Here is a 15,233-nt window from a genome sequence, read left to right on the forward strand (position 1 = left end):
GGAACCCCGTCCCTGCCTGTCCGGTCCATCCCCCTTTTCCCGGAGGGTACCCCGCCGGGCCCCCTTCCGTCGAGCAGGCCGTGCAGTCGGGCAGGGCGGGCGGCCTGGCGGGCTAGTCGAGCAGCAGTGCCGGCTCTTCCAGGATGGCGGCCACGTCGGCCATGAAGCGGGCTGAGAGGTCGCCGTCCACGACGCGGTGGTCAAAGGATCCGCCGAGCGTGGTGATCCAGCGCGGAATGACCTCGCCGTCCAGGACCCACGGCTTTTGCTTGATGGTGCCGAACGCCACGATGGCCACTTCGCCCGGATTGATGATCGGGGTACCGGTATCGATGCCGAGGGCGCCGATGTTGGTGATGGTCAGGGTGCCGCCCTGCATCTGCGCGGGCTGGGTCTTGCCGGCACGTGCGGTGGTGGCGAGCTCGTTGAGGGCCAGCGCCAGTTCCTTGAGGGACAGGTCCTGGGCGTTCTTGATGTTCGGGACCATCAGCCCGCGGGGGGTGGCCGCGGCGATGCCCAGGTTCATGAAGTGCTTGATGTGGATTTCGGCGGAGTCGCTGCCGTCCGCGTTGTCCACCCAGGTGGCGTTGACGCTGGGGTTCCGGGCCGCCGCCCAGATGACTGCCTTCGCCAGGATGAGCAGCGGGGAGACCTTGATGCCCTCAAAGTCCCGCGAAGCCTTGAGCCGCTTGACGAATTCCATGGTGCGGCTGGCATCCACATCCACGAAGATGCTCACGTGCGGCGCGGAGAATGCCGACTCCACCATGGCCTTGGCGGTGGCCTTGCGGACGCCCTTAACCGGGATCCGCTCGATCCGCTGCTCCTGCGGACGGCCTGAAGTTCCCCAGAAGGTGTCGGCCTTGTCCACTTCCGCATCACGCTGGGCCTGGTAGCTGACCAGGTCCTCGCGTGTCACCTCGCCGCGCGCGCCCGTGGCCACGACGTCGGCAAGGTCGATGCCCAGGTCGCGGGCAATCTTGCGCACCGGCGGCTTGGCCAGGACCCTGTTCATGAGTCCGGAGATTGCCCCGCCGAGGGTCGGCTTGCCGGCCTCGATGGCGGGAGTCCACTCGGGCCGCCGCGTCACGGCATGCCCCGTCACCGGCCCGGCGCTGGCCGGACCGTCCGAGAGCACTTCCTCGGCGGACCGGGGCTGGACAGGTTCGACCTCCGGAGCACCGTGCATTGTGTCTGCCGGAATCGCTGTCCGCGTCAGGCGCGGGCGCCGCTTCACGGCGTCGGCCTTCGGACCGGAACCCACCAGCGGTCCGGCGGCAAGGCCGCCGGCGGCAGCTCCGCCGTCGGACTTTTCACCGGCAGCGGCAGACCCGGCGTCCGCCGGGAGCTTCCCGTACATCAGGGCCGTTTCTGCCGGCAAAGGAGCGTCGGCTGGCGTGGGGTCACCGTGCATCGTGTCAGAAACGCTGATGATGGCAGTTCCGACGTCGACGGTCGCACCTTCCGGGACCAGCAGCTCGGTGACGGTCCCGGCAAAGGGAGACGGCAGTTCCACCAGGGACTTGGCCGTTTCGATCTCGCACAGGACGTCGTTGATGGCCACCTCGTCGCCGGGCTTGACCTTCCACGAAACGATCTCCGCCTCGGTCAGGCCCTCACCCACGTCGGGGAGGTTGAACTTGTTAAGCGTCATGGGATCCTCGGATTCGAAAGCTCGGGCCCTCCGGGAGATGCGGAGGCTTTTGTGGGCAAGAGTCTGCAGGCGCTGGTGTGTGCCGGCCTCAGTACGCGAAGGTGCGGTCCAGCGCCTCAAGGATGCGGTCGATGTCCGGGAGGTAATCCTCTTCGATCTTCGCCACGGGGTACGGCATATGGAAGCCGCCCACCCGGATGACCGGCGCTTCCAGCGACAGGAAGGCCCGTTCGCTGATCCGGGCGGCGATTTCGCCGCCGATGCCGCCGAAGGTGGGAGCCTCATGCGCCACGACCAGCCGTCCCGTTTTCTTGACGGAGGCTTCGATGGCGTCGAAATCGATCGGCGAGATGGAGCGCAGGTCGATCACCTCGATGCTGTGCCCGTCCTCCGCCGCGGCGTTGGCGGCGGCAAGGGCCACAGGGACGAGCGGGCCGTAGACCACCACGGTGGCGTCGGTTCCCTCCCGGACCACGTGGGCCTTGAACGGATCCTCGGACAGGCCGGCGGACTCGGTGTCCACCTCGCCCTTGAGCCAGTAGCGGCGCTTGGGTTCGAAGAAGATCACCGGGTCCTGGCAGTTCACGGCCTGCTGGATCATCCAGTAGGCGTCGTGGGGGTTGGACGGGGTGATGATGCGCAGCCCGGCGGTGTGTGCGAAGAGCGCTTCCGGTGATTCGGAGTGGTGCTCGATGGAGCCAATGCCGCCGCCGTAGGGGATGCGGATGACCACCGGGACGGTGAGGTTGCCGTTGCTGCGCGAGTGCATCTTGGCCAGCTGGGTGGTGATCTGGTTGAAGCCGGGGAAGACAAAGCCGTCGAACTGGATCTCGGCAACGGGCTGGTAGCCGCGCAGCGCCAGTCCGATCGCGGTGCCCACGATGCCGGATTCCGCGAGCGGTGTGTCCACCACGCGGTCCGGCCCGAACTCGCCGATCAGGCCGTCAGTGACGCGGTAGACGCCGCCGAGGGGTCCGATGTCCTCGCCCATGAGGAGCGACTTGGGGTTGTTGCTGAGCGTGGCGCGCAGGCCCTCATTGATGGCCTTGGCAATGGTCATGGTGGTCATCAGCGGCCCGCACCTTCTCCCTCGTCCTCGCCGGCAAAGCCCGCACTGTACTCTTCGAACCACGCCAGTTCCTCCGCCACGAGCGGGTGCGCCTCGACGTAGGTGTTGGCAAAGGCTGTCCTGATGTCCGGGGCGTCCGACTCGTAGGTGGACTTGCGGATGTAGGCGGCCAGTTCGTCGCCCTCGGCGGCAACCCGGGCGAAGAAGGCGTCGTCAGCCATGCCCTCGGCGCGGAGGTACTTCTCCAGCCGGTCCAGCGGATCCTTGTCCCGCCACAGGGCCTCTTCAGAGGACTCGCGGTACTTCGTGGGATCGTCTGCCGTGGTGTGGGCGCCCACCCGGTAGGTGAAGGCCTCGATCAGCACCGGACCGTTGCCCTGGCGTGCGTGCTCGAGCGCCCATTCGGTGACGGCGTGGACCGCCACGACGTCATTCCCGTCCACCCGGATGCCCGGGAAGCCATAGCCCTTGGCACGGTTGGAGAGCGGGATCCGGGTCTGCACTGCGGTGGGAACGGAGATGGCCCAGTGGTTGTTCTGGCAGAAGAACACCACGGGGGCGTTGTAGGAGGAGGCAAAGACCATGGACTCGTGGACATCGCCCTCGGAACTGGCGCCGTCGCCGAAGTAGACCATGACAGCCGCCTTCGGTTCGGCTGAGCCGTCCACTCCCTGGGCCGCAGCCAGACGCTGGTCGCGCTGGATGCCCATGGCGTAACCGACGGCGTGCGGGGTCTGCGCAGCCAGCACCAGGGTGTACAGGTGGAAGTTGGTGTCCTTGGGGTTCCAGCCGCCGTTGGAGACACCGCGGAACTGCCGGAGCAGTTCGGCCAGATCCACGTTGCGGGTCAGGGCGACGCCGTGCTCACGGTAGGTGGGGAAGATGTAGTCCTGCGGCTGGCTGGCCCGGCCGGATCCGATCTGCGCCGCCTCCTGGCCTGTCAGGGGAACCCACAGCGCCAGCTGGCCCTGCCGCTGCAGTGCCGTGGCCTCCTGGTCGAACCGGCGGATGGCAGCCATGTCCGCGTAGAAACCCCGGAGCCTTTCGGCATCGAGGCGGCCGGCGTACTCGGAGAACACGGGGTCCGTGCCCAGCGTGCCGTCAGGGCCCAGAAGCTGGACCATCTCAGCCGGAGGCGCGCCCAGGGCAGCCTCTGCCTGCGCCTCGAGCTGGTCGTCCAGTTCCGTTCCATCGAACTCGGTGGAGGGCAGATGTGCGCCCATACCGTCTCCTTGCCTGCCGCATCCGGATGCGTTGCAATGTCGCTGGGATATATGCCTCAAACGGAATGCATTCCCGGTGAGGCATATATATTTGGCTTACTGTTCCTTACTTTATCCGGCGTAGGTAGCCACGGCTGTTTGTTAAGCGCTAGGAACGCCGCGGCGGTTTTGTGTAAACCGCACAGAGCTCGAGGAACCGCGTGTTGGCTTCCACCTCGCCGATGCTGACCCGGACCCCCTCGTTTCCGAAGGCCCGCACTGACAACGCCCGTTCCCCGGCGAGCTGGGCGAACTCCGCGCTGTTCTCGCCAAGCTCGAGCCAGACAAAGTTTCCCTGGGCGTCCGGAACAGCCCAGCCAAGGTCCCGCAGGCCTGCCGTCACCCGGTCCCTTTCATCCACCAGGCTTTGTACCCTTTCTACAACCTGGTCGAAGTTCTGCAGGGACACCACGGCGGCCTGTTCAGCGATCTGCGAGACCGCGAACGGGGTGGCGGCGACACGCAGGTGCTGGGTGAGCTGGGGCTGGGAAACGCTGTAGCCAACCCGCAGGCCGGCGAGTCCGTGCGCCTTGGAGAACGTCCTGAGCACCACCACATTGGGGTATTTGCGGTACATGCTGATGCCGTCCACGGCGTCCCCGGCCCGGACGAACTCCTGGTAGGCCTCGTCGATGACGACGATAACGTCCGAGGGAACGGCCTGGATGAACCGCTCGGTTTCCTCTGCCGTCAGGATGGGCCCGGTGGGGTTGTTGGGGGTGCACAGCAGGATCACCCGGGTCCGGGCTGTGACGGCTGCGGCCATGGCGTCGAGGTCATGGCGCCCGTCGGCGGTCACGGGAATCCGGACGCTCTCTGCCCCGGCCAGCCCCACACAGATGGGGTAGGCCTCGAAGGACCGCCAGGCGTAGATCACTTCGTCCGGCTTTCCGTCGTCGTTCTGGCCGGCGAAGGTGCTCAGCAGCTGGGTGAGGGCGCCGAGGCTGCCGGCACCGGTGACGATATCCTCCGCCGGAACGTCGAGGAATCCGGCGAGCGCCGTGCGCAGCCTGGTGCTCAGCGGATCGGGGTAACGGTTGAAGTCGGTTTGCGCCGCAATGGCCTCCACGACGGCCGGAATGGGCGGCAGCGGGTTCTCGTTCGAGGACAGCTTGTAGCTGGCAAGGCCATCGACGGCGACGGGCGGCTTGCCGGCGGCGTAACGGGGCAGCCGGTCAACCACCGGCCGGGGCCTCAGGCCCCCCGCCATAGTCTCTGAGGAAGTCATGCCACCTAGCCTATGCCCCTGACCGGCCGCCTGACCTTGGGGGTGTGACAGCATGGGCGCATGCGGTCTTTCATCATGCGCGTGATCATTAATGGCTTGGCGCTGTGGATTGCCAGCTGGCTTCTGCCCGGCCTGGATATCTCCACCACAGCCGCCACGGAAGCTGTGGCGAAGACCGGAGTGAGCCAGGGAACCGATGCCGCCGGCATCGTCCTCGCGTACCTGTTCATCGGGCTGATCTTCGGCCTGGTCAATGCCTTCGTGCGGCCCGTGGTCAGTTTCCTCGCCCTGCCCATCACCATCCTCACGCTGGGCCTGTTCACCGTCGTGATCAACGCCGCGATGCTCTACCTCACCTCCTGGATCAGCAGCTACACGCCCGTGCAGTTCACGATCGATTCGTTCTTCTGGACCGCCGTCCTGGCCGCCATCATCATCACGATCATTTCGCTGGTGGCAGACCGGGTGCCCGGCGCCCGCCACCGCTGACGGGCCCGCCACCGCTGACGCCCGCGGCACCACTGATACCGCCGCTGCCGCTGCCACCACCCCCGGGCAGGACGTGCCCGGGAAGCACTGCCCTGCCCGCGCCGGGCAGTGACAGCGGAGGGGCGGGCACCGCCGGCTTTGGCGCGCGGATCAGCTGGAAGCGGGTGGCGGTGGCTGCCCCTCCGGCCCCCACCACGCCGGCAAGTACGGCGGTGGACGCCACCAGCGAAGGGTCGGAACTCTCCGAGACAGCCCGGGCCCCCGCCTCATAGTTGGTCAGCCGGTGACCGGGGCCGAGGCCGGCGTCCTCGCCGGAAGGCGTCCGGACCAGCCCGTTCAGCGTTACCGTCACCCTGTCCCTGGTGTCCGGGTTGGGAAGGCCCTCGCTGCCCGGGACCCAGTCCTGCCGGTGCTCCAGATGCAGGCTGCTGACGCCGGGCTCCGGGGTTACCGCACCCACCGGCGATCCAGCAGTCAGCACGTACCTGAGGTCATACTCGGCCAGAAAGGCCTTGTCCCGGCTCAGGTTCATGGCGTGGATTCCACCCTGGCTGTACCCGACGGCCACCACCTGGTCCCCGGCTTCCGCGCCGGCCTGCCGCAGTGCGGAGCGGATGGCAGCGGCCGTGTACTCCGACCCGTACCCCAGCGATTCACCGACGCCGACCTCGTCGAACGGGTTGGGGCCGCCCACGTTGCCGGGCTGGGTTCCGGGAATGATCACAATGAACGCGTCCCGTCCGCCGTTGGAAGTCTGGATGACCTCGATCTGTCCGGTCCCTGCATCCTCGACCGCCCCCGCCCGCGCCAGAAGACCCGCCGGGGATGTGTCCACGGCAGTGTCCGCGGATCCCTTCTCTGGTCCCGTGACCTGCACTGCCGTGACGGGCCGCGGCCTCAGATCCGGCCTCACCCTGTCCAGCAGCATCCTAAGGAGGACCGGCACGCTGGTCCCCCCGCCGGAGGCCAGGGCCATCCGGGCTGCGGCATCGATCTCGCCGGGCCGCGTTCCCAGGAGCGCGGCCAGGATCGCGCCGCCTTGCAGACGGTCGTTCCCGGTCATGGCTTCGGTGCTGGCCCTGTTCGGGCGCCAGTCCCCCGACAGGGCAAAGTCGGCCAGCCACCGCCCGGTCAGCCACGGGGCGTCGAGGCCGAGCTGCGCCACCAGCACGTTTGCGCCCTCCGCGGCGCTGTACTCCAGCTGGCAGGCGCGCACACTTCCGGCCAGGCGCTCCAGCTCCTCGCGCACCGCCGCCACGGAACGCTGACCCTCCCAGACTGCAGTGAGGGCCTCCGCCCCGCTGAACGGCTCATCCCGCTGGTAGCTTCCCAGTTCCCCCCAGACCCTGTAGAGGCCCAGTTCCACCGCAGCCAGATCGCGTGCAAGCGCCTCGAGCCCCCGCGCCCCCGCATCCAGTTCCTCGAGCTGGAAGGAGATCCCGCCCACTCCGCCGCGCACGGACATCGTGCCGCCGGAGGTGGGCTCGACGGGACGTAACTGCCCGGCTTCAACCGGTTGCCCGCCGCCTCCCGGAATCGTCCCGGCCATCAGTAATCCCCGGCGGCGGACGGGAGGGCCGAGCGGGCAACCTGCACGGAGTGCCGCCGCACGGCGAGGGAGGCGGCAAGCGCCCTCTCCCGGGACCGGGAAAGGGAACCGGCCTGCGTCCCCAGGCTGGAGCGGTACGCCAGCCCTGCGGGTGACTGCCAGTCCATCAGCTGGAGCTGCCTGAGCCTGGCCTGCACGGCATCGACCTGTTCCGCGCAGGCCTCCACCCGCCCGGCCAGCAGCTGGACCTCATAGCTGCGCGACGAACATGCCGCGGCGTCCGCTGCCGTGACGCTGCCTGCCGGGACGCTGGCGCTCATTCGGATACCCCCAATCCTGCGGGGCCGGCGCTCCGGCACCGCCCCTTCTGCAATTCCTGACCACGACGCTAAGGTGCAGTACCGCGGTGGCGGAACGGCCGGCGTCGTCCATGTGGAGAAGTGCCCGGCGGCGGGGCTGTGGGGGACAGGTCACACGGAATCCTGCGCTTCAGCGGGCACAGAACTTCATGAAAGAATCAGGTCATGCCTGAAACTGCCGCCACAGCTGATACCCGTACGCCCTCCGGACGCCTCGCCCTCGCCGCGTCAGGGGAACAAATCGCGCTCGGCCCGCTGGACGGCCGTTACAAGTCCGCCGTAGCCCCCCTCGTTGACTACCTGTCCGAGGCAGCCCTCAACCGCGACCGCGTCGCCGTCGAGGTGGAGTGGCTGATCCATCTGACCGGGGACAACGTCCTTCCCGGCGCGGGCCCCCTGACCGGGGACCAGCAGCAGCAGCTGCGGGCCATCGTCACTGAATTCGATGCCTCCTCCGTCGCCGAGCTGGCAGAAATCGAAGCCGTCACCGTCCACGACGTGAAGGCCGTGGAGTACTACATCGGCCGCCGTCTGCCCGCCATCGGCATTGAGAACCTGACCGCCATGGTGCACTTCGGCTGCACGTCCGAGGACATCAACAACCTGTCCTACGCCCTGGGCGTGAAGGGCGCTGTGGAGGACGTGTGGCTGCCCGCCGCCCGAGCCCTCGTGGCCCAGATCAGCAAGATGGCCGAGGACAACCGCGCCGTTCCGATGCTGTCCCGCACGCACGGCCAGCCCGCCACGCCCACCACCCTGGGCAAGGAACTCGCCGTCATCGCGCACCGCCTGAACCGGCAGCTGGACCGGATTGCCAGGACGGAATACCTCGGCAAGATCAACGGCGCGACCGGCACGTACGCGGCCCACGTGGCCTCCGTCCCGGGCGCCGACTGGCAGCAGGTGGCCAAGTCGTTCGTGGAGAAGCTGGGCCTGACCTGGAACCCGCTGACCACGCAGATTGAAAGCCACGACTGGCAGGCCGAGCTGTACGCCGACGTCGCCCGCTTCAACCGGATCCTGCACAACGTCTGCACGGACATCTGGAGCTACATCTCCATCGGCTACTTCGCCCAGATCCCCGTGGCAGGCGCCACCGGCTCCTCCACGATGCCGCACAAGGTCAACCCGATCCGCTTCGAAAACGCCGAGGCCAACCTGGAGATCTCCTCCGGCCTGCTGGACGTGCTGGGCTCCACCCTGGTCACGTCCCGCTGGCAGCGCGACCTGACGGACTCCTCCAGCCAGCGCAACATCGGCGTGGCGTTCGGGCACTCCCTGCTGGCCATCTCCAACGTGGCCAAGGGCCTGGAACGGCTCGATGTCGCGGAGAGCGTGCTCGCCGAGGATCTCGACACCAACTGGGAAGTTCTGGGCGAGGCAATCCAGATGGTGATGCGTGCGGAGGCGATCGCGGGCGTCGCAGGCATGGAAAACCCGTACGAGCGGCTTAAGGACCTCACCCGCGGCCAGCGCGTGGACGCCGCCCGGATGCAGGAGTTCGTCCAGAGCCTGGGCCTCTCCGCTGAGGCCGAGGCGCGGCTGCTGGCCCTGACTCCGGGCAAGTACACCGGCATCGCGGACCAGCTGGTGGACCACCTCAAATAAGTACGACGGCGGTGCCGGGCCCTGCGGCCCGGCACCGCTTTCGTTTCCGGCGGCGCCCGCAAGGCAGCGGTTCCGCCGCAGGCGGCCCGTCCCGCCAACCTTTTTCGACGATGACAAGGAACGCGAAAACCATGAGGCTGCTGCTCATCCGCCACGGCGAAACTCCCGGAAACGTGCTGGGGCAGCTGGACACAGCGCACCCGGGTCCCGGCCTGACCCAGCTCGGCGAGCGTCAGGCAGAGGCCCTGCCACGGGCCCTCGTGAACGAGCCGATCAGCGCGCTCTACGCGTCCACCCTGCTCCGCACGCAGATCACCGCCAAACCGCTGAGCCGCGAGCTCGGCCTCGAGGTGGAGATCCTGGACGGCATCCACGAAATCGAGGCGGGCGCGCTCGAAAAGCTGACGGACCATGAGTCCCACCGGCGGTACATGAGCACCGTCTTCGCCTGGAGTGACGGCGACTTTGACCGCAGGATGCCTGCCGGACCGGACGGGCACGAGTTTTTCGGGCGCTACGACGCGGCCATCGCCAAGGTGGCCGCAGAAGCCGCTGACATCGGGGCGGCCGCCGTGGTGAGCCATGGTGCCGCCATCCGCGTGTGGGCAGGCCACCGCGCGGACAACATCGATATGCAGTTCGCCGCCCGGCACATCCTGGCCAACACCGGCATTGTGGCGCTGGAAGGCGACCCCGACGGCGGCTGGAACCTGATCCACTGGGACGCCAGCCCGGTGGGCGGCCTTGCCCTGGCCGACCCCACCGCCGAGGACCCGATGGGAAAGACCACCGACTAAGTCCGGGCCGCCCCGGGAGCCCGCCGCACTGGACTCGCGTCCGGGAGGCGGCCATCATGAGAGCAGGCGTGGGGACAGGACCGGAAACCGCGGCTTGCGGCGGCTCCCCCACGGTGGAGGCGCACTGCCATGGCGCAAGAAACGGTGCCGGGGGACGGAAACGGCGGGGGCGGCCCCTTCCTGCCCGGCGAGTCGTTCCTGACCGACTACTACGAGCACGTGTCCGGGGAAGACATCGCGGACTACAGCCTCGACATCCTGCGCCAGCGCGCCCTGTACCACCTGTCTGTGGCGGCGGAGCGCGCACCGGGACAGGCCGCCGTCGGCGTTTTGAACGATCCGGACGCAACGGTCGTGGCCATCGTCGCGGACGACATGCCCTTCCTTGTCCACTCGGTCGCGGCTGAACTGACGCGCGAGGACGCGGCGATCCGGCTGCTGGTGCACCCCACTTTCCTGGCACGGCGGGACTCCCGAACCCATCAGCTCCTGAACCTGCGGCATGGACCTTCGAGGTCGGGGCTGGCCGCCGGGGCTCCGCCCGAACAGGAACCGGCCAGCGCGTCTGGCGAAACGGCCGGCGCCTGGACCGCCACCGAGACCTGGGTGGCCGTGGAAATCGACCGGATCCCCGCGCATTTCGAACAGTCAGGACAGTCCGGACAGTCCCGAGAACCGGACGAATCCGGGCAATCCGGGGCTGCCGCGCTCATCGCCAATCTGCGCCGGGTACTGGAGGATGTCCGCGCGGCTGCAGAGGACTCCGCTGCCATCCAGGATGCCGTGACTACTGCGATTGCCTCCGTGGACAGTTTCCCCGCGTCGTCCGCTCCACCGCCGGACCAGGTCCGTGACCTGCTGCGGTGGCTGGACGACGGCAACTTCACGTTCCTGGGGTACGCGGAACGCAAGGAAGACGCGGAGCCGCGGACTGGCAATGCGCTGGGACTGCTGCGCCGTCCCCTTATGGACGACGGCGGACAGGCGGACGACGGCGGCCAACCGGAGGGCGGTGCGCACGTGGACGGCGGACACGAGGAAGCGTCCTGGCACGGACAGGTTTTGACGCTCACCACCTGCGCTCTCCGCTCAAGGGTTCTCCGGGCTTCCTACCTGGACGAGCTCAGGCTTCCGATGTTTGATGCCGCGGGTACGGTGACCGGCGAGCGGCACTTCGTTGGCCTCTTCACCCCTGGCGCTTCCAGCCAGTCCGTGCGGCGGATACCGGTGATCCGCGACAAACTGGCCGCGGTGCTGGAACACCTCGAATCCACGCCCCGGTCTCAGCGCAGCAAGGATGCACTGGCGGTCCTTGAGTCATTTCCACGCGATGAACTGTTCTCCATCGGCGTCGATGACCTGGCCCGGCTGGCCAGCGACATCCTTGACCTGCAGCAGCGCCGCCGGACCCGGCTCTTCCTGCGCCCGGACAGTCCCGGACGGTTTGTCCACGCCCTGGTGTTCCTGCCCCGGCGGCGCTACAACACCGCCGTCCGGCTCAGGATCGAGGATGTCCTCCGCCACGCCTTCCGGCCGCAGGACATGGAGTTCGAAGTCCGGCTGGGGGATTCCCCCATGGCCCGCGTTTTCTTCCGGCTCCTGCTGGCACCCGGTGCGACCCCGGACGTCGCTGCCACCACCTTGGAACGGCAGGTCCTGTCTGCCACGCGTTCCTGGGCTGAAGGGCTCGACGAAGCACTCAGGGACCGCTTTCCGGGCCCTAAGGCAGCCAGGCTTTCGGGACTTTGGTCCGGCGCCTTTCCGCCCAGCTACCGCGCGGAGTACGGCCCGGACGAGGCCATCCGGGACATCGGCAAGTTCGAGGAGTTTGACCTGGAGGGAAAGGGCGGCCGGGACCCGGATGATCCGGTCCTGACCGTTTATGCCCCGGCCCGGCCTGCCGGCGCCTCCCCCGCCGCTGCCCGAAGCTCCCGGATCAGGCTCTACCTCACCCGGCCCCGCAGCCTCACAACCTTCCTGCCGTTCCTGCACAATCTCGGCGTGGAGGTGCTGGACCAGCGGCCCTTCGGCCTGCGGCGCGGTGACCGCGAGCTGCACCTGTACGACCTCGGCGTGAAGTATCCCGGCGGCGTTGACCCTGCCCGGGTGGGCGGCCGGCTGGCGGATTGCTTTTCCGCGGCGATGAGGGGAGACAGCGAATCCGACAGCTTTGACGCACTGGTGATCCGTGAGGGGGTGCCCTGGCGGCAGGTTGTGATCCTGCGCAGTTACGCCAAGTACCTGCAGCAGCTGGGCACCACCAATTCCTACGGGTTCATCGCCGAAACACTGCTGGCCAACGTCCGCGCCACGCGTGCCCTGCTGAAGCTGTTTGCCGCCAAGTTCGATCCGGAGCTGGACGCTGACGAAAGGCTCCATGCCACGGCCGAATCCCGGCAGGAACTTTTGGCTGCCATCGACGACGTCCCCGTGCTCGACGCCGATCGGCTGCTGCGGACGTTCATGAACCTCGTGGAGGCCACCCTCCGGACCAATTACTACCAGGGCAAGCCCCACCTGAGCATCAAGCTCAACCCGGCCGCGATCCACAGTTCGCCCCTGCCGCGGCCAAAGTACGAAATCTGGGTGTATTCGCCGCGCGTGGAGGGCGTTCATCTGCGTTTCGGCGCGTTGGCGCGCGGCGGTTTGCGCTGGTCGGACCGCCGCGAGGACTTCCGTACCGAGGTCCTTGGCCTGGTGAAGGCACAGGTGGTCAAGAACTCGGTCATCGTGCCGACCGGGGCGAAGGGCGGTTTCTATCCCAAGCGGCTGCCGGATCCGGCCGGTGACCGGGCGGCCTGGCTGGCCGAGGGCCAGGAGTGCTACCGGATCTTCATCCGCGGCCTGCTGGACCTGACCGACAACCTGGTCCTGCCCGCCGTCGGAAAAAGCGGTGCGGGTTCAACGGAAGGGCGGGATTCAACAGAAGGCCGGGAAACAGTGGTCCCGCCCGAGCGCGTGGTCCGCCACGACGGCGACGACTACTACCTGGTGGTGGCCGCCGACAAGGGGACCGCTACGTTCTCAGACACCGCAAACCTCATCGCCGGCGAATACGGGTTCTGGCTGGGGGACGCCTTCGCCTCGGGCGGTTCGGTGGGCTACGACCACAAGCAGATGGGCATCACCGCGCGGGGTGCCTGGGAGTCGGTGAAGGAACACTTCAGGGAGCTCGGGCTCGACACCCAGAACGAAGACTTCACCGTGGCGGGCATCGGGGACATGAGCGGCGACGTCTTCGGGAACGGCATGCTGCTCTCCCCGCACATCCGCCTCGTGGCAGCCTTCGACCACCGGCACATCTTCCTGGACCCCGACCCGGACCCGGCGGCCTCCTTCCTCGAGCGCTGGCGCCTCTTCGGACTGTCCCGCTCGTCCTGGGCCGACTACGACGCGGCATTTATCAGTGCGGGCGGCGAAGTTTACTCCCGCCAGGCCAAGTCGATCATGGTGACGGAGCCGGTCCGGCGCGTCCTGGGGCTGGAGCGCGGCACCGCCGAGCTGGCACCGCAGGAACTCCTCCAGGCAATTCTCCGGGCACCGGTGGACCTCCTCTACAACGGCGGGATCGGCACCTATGTGAAGGCCAGAACCGAAACAAACGCCGACGTCGGCGACAAGGCCAACGACCCCATCAGGATCAACGGATCCGAGCTGCGGGCCAGGGTGGTGGCCGAAGGCGGCAACCTCGGGCTGACCCAGCGCGGCCGCATCGAGGCCGCGCTGGCCGGAGTCCTGCTCAACACCGACGCCATCGACAACTCCGCAGGGGTGGACTGCTCCGATCACGAAGTCAACATCAAGATCTTCCTGGACCGGGTCATTGCGGCCGGCCGGATGGACCCCGCTGAACGGACCGGCTTCCTGCATTCCCTCACGGAGGAGGTGGCGCGGCTGGTCCTCAGGAACAACACGGACCAGAACGTGCTGCTGCTCAACGACCGGCACCTGGTGGCCAACTGGAGCCCCGGCTTCGAACGGGCCATGGACTGGCTGGAGACCGCCGCGGACCTCGACCGCGGCATCGAGGCGCTGCCCGGCACCGAAGAGCTTCACGAACGGCTCCGTTCCGGCCACGGTCTGACCGCCCCGGAACTGTCCGTCCTGGCCGCCTACGCCAAGATCGAGCTCGCCGCCGACCTCGTTGCCAGCGACCTCGCCGATGACCCCTGGTTCCGGGGCGTGCTCCGCAGCTACTTCCCGCACCAGCTGTCCGAGCGCTTCGACGCCGAGCTGGACAGCCACCCGCTGCGCCGCGAGATCATCTGCACCGTGGTGGCCAACGACATGATCAACCTCGGCGGCATCACCTTCGCCTTCCGCGCCATCGAGGAAACGACCGCCACCCCCGCGGCGGTGGCAAAGGGCTTCGTGGTGGCCCGTGAAGTGTACGACCTGCCATGGTTCGTGGACCGGATTGCCGCCCTTCCGCCCCAGTTTCCCACCGAGCATGCGGCCGAGGTGGCGCTGCACATGCGCCGGATACTCGACCGGGCCACCCGCTGGTACGTGACCCACGACCACCGGGACCAGCCCATCACAGCGTCCCTGGCAAGGATCATGCCAACGCTGGAGATGCTGCGGACCCGCACTGTGGACTACCTGCGCGGATCTGACCTGGACCGTGTGCAGGACCGCCTCGCCCATTGGGACCAGGTGGGGCTGCCACACGAGCTGGGCATGCGGGCTTCCGACATGCTGGAGAGCTTCGGGCTACTGGACATCTCGCTCGTGTCGGAACAGATCCGGGAGCCCATCGCCACGATCGCCGACCTCTACTACACGGTGTTCCAGCGCATCGGCGCCGCAAGCCTGCTGCTGCGCATCACGGACCTGCCGCGCCAGAACCGGTGGGAAGCCCTCGCCCGGGCGGCCCTGCGCGACGACGTCTATTCCGCCGTGGCGGACATGACGGTCTCGGTCATGCAGCGCACCCTGGACGCCGACCCGTCCGCCCCCGACCCGATCGGACGCATCGTGGCCTGGGAGCGCGGACACCAGGAGCAGCTGGCCCGGATCAAGGACACCTTCGCCGAGGTCACCAGGCCCGGTCAGGTGGACATCGCCTCGATCTCGGTGGCCCTGAAGCTCCTGCGGACCCTGGTCCGGCCCTAGTCACATGGCCCGTCCGTAACAGCGCGGCGCCAAGTGTTCCCATGCCGCTTACCGGCAGGAAACACCGCGGTAACGGCGCGCTTCTAGCCTTGATCTGCATCAC

Annotated in this window: 10 protein-coding genes; 4 read left to right on the top strand and 6 right to left on the bottom strand. The window is 67.9% G+C overall.

All coding sequences use genetic code 11. From position 1 onward, the window contains the following. Positions 1-112: 112 nt before the first annotated feature. The 4 genes from ACFTR6_RS12440 to hisC all read right to left on the bottom strand — a co-directional run bounded on the left by ACFTR6_RS12440 (position 113) and on the right by hisC (position 5,213). Entirely contained in the window at positions 113-1,654 is a 1,542-nt protein-coding gene (locus ACFTR6_RS12440) for a dihydrolipoamide acetyltransferase family protein (RefSeq protein ID WP_377958143.1), read from the bottom strand. A gap of 88 nt (positions 1,655-1,742) precedes the next feature. Further along, positions 1,743-2,723, bottom strand: coding sequence for an alpha-ketoacid dehydrogenase subunit beta (locus ACFTR6_RS12445; RefSeq protein WP_076799554.1), 981 nt, complete (start codon positions 2,721-2,723; stop codon positions 1,743-1,745). Continuing rightward, on the bottom strand, positions 2,723-3,946 hold the full coding sequence (gene pdhA, locus ACFTR6_RS12450) for a pyruvate dehydrogenase (acetyl-transferring) E1 component subunit alpha (protein ID WP_377958144.1): 1,224 nt from the start codon (positions 3,944-3,946) through the stop codon (positions 2,723-2,725). The genes ACFTR6_RS12445 and pdhA overlap by 1 nt, the downstream gene beginning before the upstream one ends. A gap of 148 nt (positions 3,947-4,094) precedes the next feature. Beyond that, on the bottom strand, positions 4,095-5,213 hold the full coding sequence (gene hisC / locus ACFTR6_RS12455) for a histidinol-phosphate transaminase (protein WP_377958145.1): 1,119 nt from the start codon (positions 5,211-5,213) through the stop codon (positions 4,095-4,097). Between the two features lie 60 nt (positions 5,214-5,273). Here hisC and ACFTR6_RS12460 point away from each other — a divergent pair, with 60 nt between their 5' ends. Next, complete coding sequence (locus tag ACFTR6_RS12460; protein ID WP_076799551.1) at positions 5,274-5,702, top strand: phage holin family protein; 429 nt, start codon at positions 5,274-5,276, stop codon at positions 5,700-5,702. On the opposite strand, the gene ACFTR6_RS12465 is transcribed toward ACFTR6_RS12460, so the two are convergent. Both ACFTR6_RS12465 and ACFTR6_RS12470 read right to left on the bottom strand, forming a co-directional pair. Next, a complete protein-coding gene (locus ACFTR6_RS12465; protein ID WP_377958146.1) occupies positions 5,656-7,251 on the bottom strand; it encodes a hypothetical protein in 1,596 nt (531 codons plus the stop codon). The genes ACFTR6_RS12460 and ACFTR6_RS12465 overlap by 47 nt on opposite strands. Continuing rightward, a complete protein-coding gene (locus ACFTR6_RS12470; protein ID WP_377958147.1) occupies positions 7,251-7,571 on the bottom strand; it encodes a hypothetical protein in 321 nt (106 codons plus the stop codon). Before ACFTR6_RS12470 ends, ACFTR6_RS12465 begins: the two co-directional genes overlap by 1 nt. 204 nt (positions 7,572-7,775) lie before the next feature. On the opposite strand from ACFTR6_RS12470, the gene purB reads away from it, so the two are divergent. The 3 genes from purB (at position 7,776) to ACFTR6_RS12485 (ending at position 15,130) form a co-directional block, all read left to right on the top strand. Then, on the top strand, positions 7,776-9,218 hold the full coding sequence (purB, locus tag ACFTR6_RS12475; protein WP_087872001.1) for an adenylosuccinate lyase: 1,443 nt from the start codon (positions 7,776-7,778) through the stop codon (positions 9,216-9,218). Positions 9,219-9,349: 131 nt separating this feature from the next. Next, positions 9,350-10,015 carry a histidine phosphatase family protein gene (locus tag ACFTR6_RS12480; RefSeq protein ID WP_377958148.1) on the top strand — a complete coding sequence of 222 codons (666 nt, stop codon included), beginning with the start codon at positions 9,350-9,352 and terminating at the stop codon, positions 10,013-10,015. 129 nt (positions 10,016-10,144) lie between these two features. After that, positions 10,145-15,130 carry an NAD-glutamate dehydrogenase gene (locus ACFTR6_RS12485; RefSeq protein ID WP_377958149.1) on the top strand — a complete coding sequence of 1,662 codons (4,986 nt, stop codon included), beginning with the start codon at positions 10,145-10,147 and terminating at the stop codon, positions 15,128-15,130. The last annotated feature ends 103 nt before the right edge of the window (positions 15,131-15,233 follow it).

The organism is Arthrobacter sp. NPDC057009 (assembly GCF_042673905.1).
Taxonomy (GTDB): Bacteria; Actinomycetota; Actinomycetes; order Actinomycetales; family Micrococcaceae; genus Arthrobacter.